This window comes from Mycobacterium shunyiense (assembly GCF_058270075.1).
Genome location: NZ_JBZDPU010000040.1, coordinates 577,772 through 588,539, shown reverse-complemented (window position 1 = coordinate 588,539; position 10,768 = coordinate 577,772). Strand labels below are relative to the sequence as shown.

At 66.5% G+C, this 10,768-nt stretch carries 12 protein-coding genes; 5 read left to right on the top strand and 7 right to left on the bottom strand.

Translation table 11 applies throughout. From position 1 onward, the window contains the following. Window positions 1–47 precede the first annotated feature (47 nt). From AC4ELH_RS33370 to mscL, 3 genes are all read left to right on the top strand, one after another. Entirely contained in the window at window positions 48–380 is a 333-nt protein-coding gene (locus tag AC4ELH_RS33370) for an FmdB family zinc ribbon protein (RefSeq protein ID WP_064886104.1), read from the top strand. A gap of 69 nt (window positions 381–449) precedes the next feature. After that, window positions 450–1,109: an SAF domain-containing protein gene (locus tag AC4ELH_RS33365; RefSeq protein WP_448441976.1), complete on the top strand. Its 660-nt coding sequence runs from the start codon at window positions 450–452 to the stop codon at window positions 1,107–1,109. Window positions 1,110–1,244: 135 nt separating this feature from the next. Beyond that, entirely contained in the window at window positions 1,245–1,709 is a 465-nt protein-coding gene (mscL, locus tag AC4ELH_RS33360) for a large-conductance mechanosensitive channel protein MscL (RefSeq protein ID WP_064886108.1), read from the top strand. Window positions 1,710–1,786: 77 nt separating this feature from the next. On the opposite strand, the gene mspA is transcribed toward mscL, so the two are convergent. The 7 genes from mspA to rpmF form a co-directional block, all read right to left on the bottom strand. Continuing rightward, the gene (mspA, locus tag AC4ELH_RS33355) at window positions 1,787–2,422 is read right to left on the bottom strand and encodes a porin MspA (RefSeq protein ID WP_064959211.1); all 636 of its coding nucleotides are present in this window, start codon (window positions 2,420–2,422) and stop codon (window positions 1,787–1,789) included. A 385-nt stretch (window positions 2,423–2,807) separates the two neighbouring features. Then, window positions 2,808–2,966 (bottom strand): hypothetical protein, encoded by a 159-nt coding sequence (locus AC4ELH_RS33350; protein WP_165609180.1) that lies wholly within the window; start codon window positions 2,964–2,966, stop codon window positions 2,808–2,810. 146 nt (window positions 2,967–3,112) lie between these two features. Next, window positions 3,113–3,664, bottom strand: coding sequence for a MogA/MoaB family molybdenum cofactor biosynthesis protein (locus AC4ELH_RS33345; protein ID WP_370693121.1), 552 nt, complete (start codon window positions 3,662–3,664; stop codon window positions 3,113–3,115). A gap of 23 nt (window positions 3,665–3,687) precedes the next feature. Further along, window positions 3,688–5,094 (bottom strand): S1C family serine protease, encoded by a 1,407-nt coding sequence (locus AC4ELH_RS33340; protein ID WP_498889102.1) that lies wholly within the window; start codon window positions 5,092–5,094, stop codon window positions 3,688–3,690. A 194-nt stretch (window positions 5,095–5,288) separates the two neighbouring features. Next, on the bottom strand, window positions 5,289–6,788 hold the full coding sequence (locus tag AC4ELH_RS33335; RefSeq protein ID WP_448441973.1) for a HAMP domain-containing sensor histidine kinase: 1,500 nt from the start codon (window positions 6,786–6,788) through the stop codon (window positions 5,289–5,291). 4 nt (window positions 6,789–6,792) lie between these two features. Continuing rightward, entirely contained in the window at window positions 6,793–7,479 is a 687-nt protein-coding gene (locus AC4ELH_RS33330; RefSeq protein ID WP_055117058.1) for a response regulator transcription factor, read from the bottom strand. 145 nt (window positions 7,480–7,624) lie between these two features. Continuing rightward, window positions 7,625–7,798, bottom strand: coding sequence for a 50S ribosomal protein L32 (gene rpmF / locus AC4ELH_RS33325; protein ID WP_044521728.1), 174 nt, complete (start codon window positions 7,796–7,798; stop codon window positions 7,625–7,627). 280 nt (window positions 7,799–8,078) lie between these two features. Between rpmF and AC4ELH_RS33320 the strand changes: the two genes are divergently transcribed. Both AC4ELH_RS33320 and AC4ELH_RS33315 read left to right on the top strand, forming a co-directional pair. Further along, window positions 8,079–8,948, top strand: a complete 870-nt coding sequence (locus tag AC4ELH_RS33320; protein WP_498889532.1) for a putative endonuclease domain-containing protein — start codon at window positions 8,079–8,081, stop codon at window positions 8,946–8,948. Between the two features lie 120 nt (window positions 8,949–9,068). Continuing rightward, entirely contained in the window at window positions 9,069–10,763 is a 1,695-nt protein-coding gene (locus AC4ELH_RS33315; RefSeq protein ID WP_498889098.1) for an acyclic terpene utilization AtuA family protein, read from the top strand. The last annotated feature ends 5 nt before the right edge of the window (window positions 10,764–10,768 follow it).

Sequence of the window (10,768 nt, the reverse complement as noted above, 5' to 3'; positions counted from 1 at the left end):
TTGAGCCGGTAGAGTGCTAACAAGTTTGACCAACTCGGAGGGTTTTCGTGCCTACCTATTCCTACGCGTGCACTGAGTGCGGCAATCGGTTCGACGCGGTGCAGGCCTTCAGCGACGATGCGTTGACCACCTGCCCCAAGTGCTCCGGCAAGCTGCGCAAGCTCTTCGGTTCGGTCGGCGTGGTGTTCAAGGGCAGCGGCTTCTACCGCACCGACAACCGCGAGTCGGGCAAGAGCTCGTCCAACGGTTCGTCCGGCAAGAGCGCGGACAGCTCGTCGTCGAGCACGTCCTCGGACTCGTCGTCGTCCTCATCGAGCTCTTCGTCCTCGAGTTCGTCGAGCAGCTCCAGCGCCGCCCCCGCCGCGGCCGCGTCAAGCTAGCCTCCGAGTTATCCACAGGGCGGCGAAGACGCCGTTCCCACCCGGCCGTCGCGCGCTTACCGTGGCGCCATGGCCGCATCACTCAACCCGCCACCGTGGCGTCGGCTGACTGCTGCGCGGCCTGATTGGACCCGAACCGTGGCTGCCCGCCGCGCCGCGGCGGCCGGTCTGGTGATTCTGGCGGCCATTGCCGCGTTACGCTCCGACCCGCACGGCGACTACATCGAGGTCGCGGTGGCAGCGCACGACCTGTCCCCTGGCGTCGCGTTGACCGCCACCGACGTGCGGCTGGAGCGGCGTAGTACGGCGACGGTGCCCGACGGCGCCCAGCGTGACGTGGCACCGATGATCGGCGCGACGCTGACCGCGCCGGCCCGTCGCGGCGAGGTGATCACCGATGTCCGGCTGCTCGGATCACGATTGGCCGAGACGGCAGCGGGCCCGGATGCCCGCATCGTGCCGGTGAAACTCAACGACACCGCGCTGCTGGATCTGATCCGCCCCGGCGACGTCGTCGATGTGCTGACGGTGACCGCCGATCAGGACGACAAGGGGCCGGCCCGGCCGGTCGTGGTGGCCGCCGGAGCCGTGGTGGTGCTCGTTTCGGAGAAGGTCCGCGGAGCCGGTGCGGGCGGCGACCGGGTGGCGCTGGTAGCTCTACCGGCCCGCCCGGCCAATGAAGTGGCGGCCACCAGCCTGGTGCAGGCACTGACACTGACCATTCACTGAGCTCGGGTTCCCTTGCCGGACAAGGCAGTTCACACGAGTCGAAGTTGTTGTCCCACAATCACCCAGCCGCTCAGCCAACTCCGTTACTGTTTGCTTGTCCCATTTAACAACCCACACTGCAGGAAGGGTCCCCGCATGTTGAAGGGCTTCAAAGAGTTTCTCTCCCGCGGTAATGTCATCGATCTTGCGGTTGCTGTGGTCATCGGCGCCGCCTTCACCGGCTTGGTCACCGCCTTCACCGAAAAGGTCGTTCAGCCGCTGATCGACCGCATCGGCGCCGGCCCCGGCAAGGAGTACGGGGTTCTCAAAATCTCGCTGGGCGGCGATCCCGAGACGTTCATCGACTTCAATGCCGTCCTGTCTGCCGCCATCAACTTCATCCTGGTGGCCGCGGTGATCTACTTCGTCATCGTTCTGCCGTACAAGAAGTTGCGCGAGCGCGGCGAGGTCGAACAGGCGCAGGACACCGAGTTGAGCATCCTGACCGAGATCCGCGACCTGCTGGCCGAGAATGGCTCCGGCGGCAAGCACGTTACCGGCCCCGGCACCGGCCCGAGCCCCGACACCGCCAAGTACACGAGCGCCGACCGCGACAAGTAGACACCCGAACACAAAAGCAGCCCCTGGATTTCTCCAGGGGCTGCTTTGTTGAGGCCTAGAACTGGACGTTCATGTGCTCAGTTCATGTTCCAAGGCTCGCCGTAGGTGGTGACGCTGTCACCGGTCGAGGCGATCAGGCGGGCGAACGGACGCAGCAGCACACCACCGGCCGCACCGGTCACGGTGCCGTGCGCGTTGGACACCGCCACCCCGCCGGCCGGACCCTTGACGTCCACCGAGAAGGTCGCGACTTCCTGGATACCGGGGCCGTTGCCCAGGTCCGCGCTGATCGACACACCCGGGAACAGGTTCGGGGTGATGACGGACTCCAGGCCGAAGGGCGGGCCGGTGATGTCACCATCGTCGATCAGGATGTTGGGGGTCGTGTAGGAGAAGTTGATCCCGACGCCCAGTGACCAGGGGAAGCCGATCTGGTAGCCCAGCTCCAAGGTGCCCTCGAAGTCCTCGGCACCCGGGCCGGCCACGGTGTACTTGGCGCGGCCGGAATGGAACCACTCACGGGTCAGCCGGTTGCGATCCAGCGGGAACACACCATTGAGGAAGGTGTCCCACTGCTGAACCGTCAGGGTCCGATCCTGACCATCGACCAGGCTCAGTTCATTGTCCAGACCCGCATGAGAAATGCCGGTGCTCGTAAACAGCGCCGCGATGGCTGCAACCATCGCGACCAGCACCCGACTGAATGCCTTCATGTTCTCCCTAGCTATGTCGCCGGCGCTCCCGGAGGGCCCACCGTTTGTGGAGGCGTCCCGGCCCCCGCAGACCGTACCGCCGCGCAAGACCAACATGTGATGTGGATTAGGAACTCCACACGTCGCTCTTACTTAATGCTCATCGTTGACACGAGGAACATAACGGGAGGGCATCCGAGCGGCAACGCAAGCACATATCCGCGGGGCCGCATACGTTCAATCGATCAAAATTTGCTGAATGCCGGCTGGGAGATGTCGCACAGGGTCGCGGTGCTGCAAGTTGGCCCGCGGGGCAATGCTGTGACGCCGTTCGCCTTGGTAACAACCTGAGGTCCAGACCACACTGCCTTACAGGGTTTTCCTGCCTTACAAGCCGCTCATCTATTCATCCATGATGAGGCGGAATGTTGTTCTGCAGCCACCGGTCGCGGTCGGCATCGTCGTCCGGCGAAGCGATGTCGCGTTCCTCGGGAGCGATCTCCGGGAGGGCCTCACCGAAGATCTTGTTAACTGCGTGGCGGGACATTTTGTTCGCTTCCGGCATCAGGATTCCCCCTTGTGACGAAGATCACATTCCAAGTCGAGCGGTGTGCAACGCCCGTTAACCTGCCCTTAACCAGCATGAACGCTGGGCGCGACATTCGCCAACAAACGGAAACGGCGGCCGATGGCCGCCGTTTCCGCTTGCGTTCAGATCTCCAAACTTGATAACTGGCCGATCACCTGCGCAGCCAGCGGCCCGAGGGTGGCCATACCGTCACGCACCGCTGCACGGGACCCGGCGATATTCACCACCAGCGTGCTGCCCGAGACTCCGCACAGCCCGCGCGACAGCCCCGCATCGACGATGCCCGCGGAGAGGCCCGATGCCCGCAGCGCCTCGGCGATGCCCAGCAGCTCGCGGTCGAGGATGTCGAGGGTGGCTTCTGGCGTCACGTCGCGCGGTGTCACCCCCGTACCACCGACCGACACCACCAGATCGACGCCGCCGATGACCGCGGTGTTCAGCGCGTTGCGGATCTCGACTTCATCCGCGGCCACCACCACGACCCCGTCGACGACGAAACCGGCCTCACCCAACAACTCTGTGACCAACGGACCGCTGTGGTCTTCCTCGCCGTGTGCGGTGCGATCATCGACGACGACGACGAGCGCCCGGCCCACCAACTCCCCTGGCTGTTCCATGCCTGCAACCGTATATCCGGCGGCAGACAACGGTGTAGCCAGACGCAGTGTGGCCATCCCGCCGGGCCCGGTAAGTGTGGTCACTGCTCGGCCCTGCCGAGGGTGACCTCGATGGTCTGCGGCTTGCCGCCCTGGTCGAGGAAGGTCAGCGTGACCTTGTCGCCGGGGGCCTTGGACCGCACGGCGGCGACAAGCGCGTCAGCGCTGCCGATGACCCGTTCGTCGACCTTCGTGACCACCACACCGCTGGGAAGACCCGCTGCTGCGGCTGCTCCACCGTTGGTGACCTCGACGATCTTGGCGCCGTCACTGGTGGTGTCATTGCTGACCTGCACACCCAGCGACGCGTGCGAGGCCGTGCCGTTCTGGATCAGCTCGTCGGCGATCCGCTTGGCCTGGTCCACCGGGATCGCGAAGCCGAGGCCGATCGACCCGCTCTGCGCCTGCGGCGAATCCCCGCCCATGGTGGCGATCGCCGAGTTGATCCCGACCAGTTCGCCGTTCATGTTGACCAGAGCGCCACCGGAGTTACCCGGGTTGATCGCAGCGTCGGTCTGGATGGCGTCGAGCACGGTGTTCTGGTTGCGGGCGTCGCCGCCGGCGGCGACCGGGCGGTTCAGCGCACTGACGATGCCGGTGGTGACCGTGCCTTCGAGTCCGAGCGGTGAACCGACCGCCACCACATCCTGACCCACCCGGAGGTTGGCCGAGGAGCCGAGCGTGATGGGGGTGAGGCCCGAGACGTCCTGTGCGCGTACCACCGCGATGTCGCTGCTCGGGTCGGTACCCACGACGGTGAACGACTTGGTGGTCCCGTCGGAGAAGGTCACCTTGGTCTGCGCGCCGGGCGGCGCCGGCGCCCCGCCCGGTACCGGCGCGGGGCCGGGCCCGCCCGGCTTGGCGGCCTGCACGACGTGGTTGTTGGTGAGGATCAGGCCGTCGGCGGTGAGGATGATGCCGGAGCCCTCCTCGGAAGCGCGACCCAGGTCGGTCTCGAGCTTGACCACACTCGGCACCACCTTGGCCGCCACCTGCTCCACCGAACCCGGCGGCAGGGCCGCGGCGGGGACGGTCGGTGCGGCGCCGAGGCCTTGCGTGCCCAGACGCGGATGGTCGTCGTGTACGAAGGTTGCGACACCGCCACCGATGCCTGCCGACACCACGGCCACGGCGAGCGCGCCGGCCACGAGGCCGTTCTTGGACCGCTTTTTCGCGGGGACGGGCTGCGGGCCGACCGGAATCCGGTACGGGTCGTACGGCGCACGGTAGGCCTGCGGCTGCGGCTGGTGTTGCGGTGTCTGGTGTTGCTGCGTCTGGTGCGACTGCTGCGGGGGCGGCAGTTGTTGCTGCTGCTGCGACGGCTGTTGACGCGCGTAGCGCCAGTCGTAGGGCTGTGACTGGTAAGGATCAGGACGCGCACCGGCGTATCCGGGGGCGCCGCCGGGATGCTGCTCCGGCTGCTGGGGGTACCTCGGGTGGTTCGTCATTGTGCTGCGTGCTCTTCTCTTGTAAAAGGTCCGCCGGCCAGTCACGCCGATCCGGTCCGACCCGTATGTCCAACCCTCGTATCCGTCACTTCGTCAAACGAAGTGGTGGTCACTCAGGTTGCCCAGATGGGCTGAGAATCCACTTAGAGATTTCTGGTCCATCCATGACTGGTCCCCCGACCACCTCAACTGTCTCACTTTTTCTCCGCGCCGACGGTGTGCCCGCCACCGGCCGGGTGCACGTGTGTCGCATCGGCATTCGAGATCGGCTGCCCTGGCAGCACCATGTGAAACGACGCCCCCGGCGGGGTGCCACCCGGCACGGTGTCGTCGATGTGCAGGGCACCGCCGTGCTTGAGCACCACCTGCTGGACGATAGCCAATCCGAGGCCGGATCCCGGCATCGCCCTGGCCGCATCGGATCGGTAGAACCGCTCGAACACCAGCGCGCGTTCCTGCGGAGGGATACCGGGCCCATGATCGGAGACCACCAGCTCGGCATGTGTCGGATCGATCTGGCGCAACCGGACGCCGACCGCCCCGCCGGCCGGACTCCACTTGGCGGCGTTGTCGAGCAGGTTGAGCACGGCGCGGCCGAGTCCGGGCGCATCGCCGAATACCTGCCAGCCGATGACATCGACGTCGAAGTCGATGTCATTGCGACGCCGCCGGACCCGCTCCAGGCTGCGGTCGACGACCTCGGACATGTCGACCGGTTCGGGGGTGATGCCGCCCGCGTCGTCGCGGGTGAGGTCGACGAGGTCGCCGACGAGGGTGGAGAGCTCCTCGATCTGGGCGATCACGTCCTGCTGCAACCCATCCATCTCGTCCCTGGGCAGCGGCGGCGCCCCGGGCGCCTGCGAGGCCATCAACAGTTCGACGTTGGTGCGCAGCGAGGTCAGCGGGGTTCTCAGCTCATGCCCGGCGTCGGAGACCAGCCTGGACTGGCGTTCCCGCGATTCGGCCAACGCCCGCAACATCATGTTGAACGCCTCGGTGAGCCGGGCGAGCTCGTCGCTGCCGACCACCGGGATGGGCCGCAGGTCGTCGGTACGGGCGACCCGCTCCGCGGCTTCGGTGAGTCTGCCCACCGGTCTGAGCCCGGCTCGGGCCACGGCTCCACCGGCCATGGCCGCCACTGCCACGCCGACACCTCCGACGATGAGCAGCACCGTGCCCAGGCGTCGCAGCACTTGGACAGTGGGCGCCAGGCTCTTCGAGATCAGCAGGGAGCTGCCGTTGGCCAGGTGCACCGCGAGCACCCGCTGGTGGTTGGCGGTGCGCAGGGACATCAGCAGCTCGCCCGAGATGACGTCCTTCTCGGCCGTGCCCAGTGGCAGCATCTGGCCCTGCTGATTGGCGGTGTAGATGGATCGGCCCGGGATCACCAGCATCGCGTTGACATCGGAGTACGCGGTGCCCTCGATCGCCTTGCCTGGGTCGGCTGCCAGCGATCCGCTCTCGATGAGCAGCCGGGCGCGGCTGTGCAGCTGGTTGTCGAGATCGTCGTAGAGCGCACGGGACACCACCGCGTAGACGGCGACGGCCATCAGCACGACCACCATGGCCACCATCGACATCGCCAGCATCATCACGCGCCAGCGCAGTGACAGTGAGCTGGTGTTTCGGAGGACGGCGGCAGGCCGCCCGATGTTCAAGGGGGTGGTGCGACCGTCGTTGTCGTTGAGCGCCATCAAATCAGGGGGGTGTTTCGCGCAGCACGTAGCCGACGCCGCGCACGGTGTGGATCAGTCGAATCTCACCTTCGGCCTCGGTCTTGCGCCGCAGGTAGCCGATGTAGACCTCAAGCGCATTGCCGGAGGTCGGGAAGTCAAAGCCCCAGACCTCTTCGAGGATGCGGCTGCGGGTGAGCACCCGGCGCGGGTTGGCGATGAGCATTTCCAGCAGCGAGAACTCGGTGCGGGTGAGGCTGATCTGACGCTGGCCGCGGGTCACCTCGCGGGTCACCGGGTCCAGGGTCAGATCCGAGAAAGACATCTTCTGCGAATCGGCGCCGTCGTCGCTGACGGTCCGGCGCAGCAACGCCCGCATCCGCGCCAGCAGCTCCTCGAGCGCAAACGGCTTGGGCAGGTAGTCATCCGCACCGGCGTCCAGCCCGGCGACCCGCTCAGAGACCGAGTCACGGGCCGTCAGCACCAGGATCGGCAGGTCGTCACCGGTGCTACGGAGCTGCCGGCACACCTCCAGCCCGTCCAGCCGGGGCATCATCACGTCCAAAACCACAGCGTCGGGCCGGTCATTGGAAATCGCCTCGAGCGCTTCTACCCCATCCTGGGCGAGCTCGACCGAATATCCGTTGAAAGAAAGCGACCGGCGCAGGGATTCGCGCACAGCGCGATCGTCGTCCACGACAAGTATGCGCACAGGCCCAGTTTCAACCCGCTGTCTGAGAGTGGGCTGAGAGGCGCGCCGCAAATTCTCCGAGCGTTTTCGTGGCGCGTACAGCCCCTGGACACGACAAAAAGCGCTATCGCGAGCGATAGCGCTTTTTGAAGAAGTCTCTGCGGTTCTAGCGCTTGTCGAGGTCGACCAGGCCGAGACGGGCGGCCTTGAGCAGACGGCGCGGCACCTTGTGCTGCTGACCGGCGACACTGACGCCGACGAGACCGGTGGCCTCGGCCTTCCACTGCGCGCGCCGGCTACGGGTGTTCGCGCGCGACATTCTGCGCTTGGGCACAGCCATGACGTGCATCTCCTTGCTCTGGGTTGTTGCCGCGCGAATCGAAATGAGCTCACCGGCGGCGACGATTAGGTACAGAGTAACGGTTGACCTGGCGCTCCTCCAAAACGCAGCTCCACGGCCCTGCCCCAAGCGCTCCGCGGCCGTTACGCCGAGGGCTCCGCGCCCCATCCGCCCCTTCCGCCGAGATTGATGTCAGGGACAAAAATCCGGCCGATTCCGTCCCTGACATCAATCTCGATGGCATGTCGGTGCGGGGTGCGAGCATGCCGCAATGACGGCAATGGCCAGGGTGTTCATGGGCAGCGAAGCGTTGGCCGAGGGGCTCGTGACGCGCAACGGCCTCAGGCATCACTACCAACGGATTTTTCCCGACGTGTATGCACCAGCCGAACCCACGCTGCGTGACCGAACCATTGGCGCCTGGCTGTGGTCGAGGCGCCGGGCGGTGATCGCGGGGGTCGCCGCATCCGCGCTGCACGGGGCCTCCTACGTCGATGCCGACATCCCGATCGAACTCATCTGGCGCAACGGCCGCCCACCCAGCGGATTGATCGTGCGCAACGAGACGCTCGCCGACGACGAGATCAAACGAGTGGTCGGACTGCCGGTGACCACACCGGTGCGGACGGCGTTCGACCTGGGCCGTCACCTCCCACGCGATGACGCCGTCGCCCGCATCGACGCTTTGGCGTGGACTCTCCAGGTCACCGCCGACGACGTCACCCCGCTCATCGACCGCTACCCGCGGATCCGTGGGATCCGGGTCCTCAAAGTGGCGTTGCCACTGGTCGATTCCGGCGCCGATTCACCGCGCGAGACTTGGCTGCGCCTGCAATTGACCGACGCCGGACTGCCGCCCGACCAGACCCAGATCGTGGTGATCCAAGGACGCGGCCGCATCGTCGCAAAGTTGGACATGGGCTGGGAGCGGTTCATGGTCGGGGTCAATTACGACGGCATCTTCCACCAGTCGGACCGCAGGCGTTATGTGCAGGACCAGAAGACCCTACGGAAGCTGGAGGCCATGGGCTGGATCGTCATCCGCGTGATCGCCGAGGACAACATCGTCGACGTCCTCGCGCGGGTCGAGCAGGCGCTGCGCAGCCGCGGCTGGCATCCAGATTGCATTCAGGGACAAATCGCCGCCTGATTCCGTCCCTGGATGCAATCTGGTGGGTGGATCCCGGGCCGGACACCCCTTGACGTGGTACCGGCGGTACCCGCTAACCTACCGGTTGGTTGGTCCCTTTCAGCGTTGACGGGAGTACGTGTGCCACCAGTAGTACGGATCGGCAACTGTTCGGGGTTTTACGGCGACCGGCTGTCGGCCATGCACGACATGCTCGCCGGTGGGGAGCTGGACTATCTGACCGGCGATTATCTCGCCGAGCTCACCATGCTGATCCTGGCCCGCGACCGGGCCAAGAATCCCGAGCGCGGCTACGCCAAGACCTTCCTCACTCAGCTCGAGCAGTCACTGGGGCTGGCACTGGAGAAGGGCGTGAAGATCGTGGCCAACGCCGGCGGGCTGAACCCCGCGGGGCTGGCCGTCGCCATCCGGGCCCTGGCCGAACGGCTGGGTCTCGACGTCAACGTCGCCCACGTCGAGGGCGACGACCTCGTGGGCCGCGCTTCCGAACTCGGGCTCGGCACTCCCCTCGCGGCGAACGCCTACCTGGGCGCGTGGGGCATCGTCGACTGCCTCGATTCCGGTGCCGACGTCGTCGTCACCGGCCGCGTGACGGACGCGTCGGTGATCGTCGGGCCCGCGGCCGCGCACTTCGGTTGGAAGACCACCGATTACGACGCACTCGCCGGGGCGGTGGCCGCCGGTCACGTGATCGAGTGCGGCACTCAGGCCACCGGTGGCAATTACTCGTTCTTCTCCGAAATCCCAGATCTGGCCCGGCCCGGTTTCCCCATCGCCGAGATCTCCGCGGACGGCTCGTCGGTGATCACCAAACACGCCGGCACCGGCGGGCAGGTCAGCGTCGGCACGGTGACCGCGCAGCTGCTCTACGAGATCACCGGGGCGCGTTACGCCAATCCCGATGTGACGCTTCGGGTGGACTCGGTGCAGTTGAGCCAGGACGGTCCCGACCGCGTCGGCATCTCCGGAGTGACGGGCGAAGCCCCGCCGCCGACGCTGAAGGTGTCGTGCAACAGCATCGGCGGGTTCCGCAACGCCGCCACCTTCGTGCTGACCGGCCTGGACATCGAAGCCAAGGCGGCGCTCATCCGCAGCCAGTTGGAGGCCGGCATCAAAGTCCGTCCCGCCGAGCTGGAGTGGAACCTGGCCCGCACCGACCATCCGGACGCCGACACCGAGGAAGCCGCCAGCGCTTTGTTGCACTGTGTGGTCCGCGACCCCGACCCCAACCTTGTCGGCCGCCAATTTTCCGCGGCGGGCGTGGAACTCGCGCTGGCGAGCTACCCGGGATTCACCACCACGGCGCCGCCGGGCGACGGTCAGATATACGGCGTGTTCGTACCCGGTTATGTCGACGCCACCGAGGTGCCGCACATCGCCGTGCATGCCGACGGCACCCGGATCGGTATCGCTCCGGCAGCCGAAACACTCTCGCTGTCACCGGTTTCCGACCCGGCCCTGCCCGAGGAGCTCCCCGAAGGCCCCACCCGACGCGCCGCACTCGGCACGATCGCCGGCGCCCGCAGCGGCGACAAGGGCGGGTCGGCCAACGTGGGCGTCTGGGTGCGGACCGACGAGCAGTGGCGCTGGCTGGCCCACGCCCTGACGGTCGAGCGGCTTCGTGAATTGCTGCCCGAGACAGCCGAGCTTCCGGTCACCCGGCATCTGCTGCCCAATCTGCGGGCCGTGAACTTTGTGATCGAAGGCATTCTCGGCCAGGGCGTCGCATATCAGGCCCGGTTCGATCCACAGGCCAAAGGGCTGGGCGAATGGTTGCGCAGCCGTCATCTCGATATCCCGGAAAGGTTGCTGTGACCGGC

Coding starts and splice junctions, on each gene's coding strand:
- mspA (WP_064959211.1), bottom strand. CDS start 2,422: ATGAAGGCATTCAGTCGGGTGCTGGTCGCGATGGTTGCAGCCATCGCG.
- AC4ELH_RS33345 (WP_370693121.1), bottom strand. CDS start 3,664: ATGGCCACACTGCGTCTGGCTACACCGTTGTCTGCCGCCGGATATACG.
- AC4ELH_RS33320 (WP_498889532.1), top strand. CDS start 8,079: ATGGCCAGGGTGTTCATGGGCAGCGAAGCGTTGGCCGAGGGGCTCGTG.
- AC4ELH_RS33340 (WP_498889102.1), bottom strand. CDS start 5,094: ATGACGAACCACCCGAGGTACCCCCAGCAGCCGGAGCAGCATCCCGGC.
- rpmF (WP_044521728.1), bottom strand. CDS start 7,798: ATGGCTGTGCCCAAGCGCAGAATGTCGCGCGCGAACACCCGTAGCCGG.
- mscL (WP_064886108.1), top strand. CDS start 1,245: ATGTTGAAGGGCTTCAAAGAGTTTCTCTCCCGCGGTAATGTCATCGAT.
- AC4ELH_RS33335 (WP_448441973.1), bottom strand. CDS start 6,788: ATGGCGCTCAACGACAACGACGGTCGCACCACCCCCTTGAACATCGGG.
- AC4ELH_RS33365 (WP_448441976.1), top strand. CDS start 450: ATGGCCGCATCACTCAACCCGCCACCGTGGCGTCGGCTGACTGCTGCG.
- AC4ELH_RS33350 (WP_165609180.1), bottom strand. CDS start 2,966: ATGCCGGAAGCGAACAAAATGTCCCGCCACGCAGTTAACAAGATCTTC.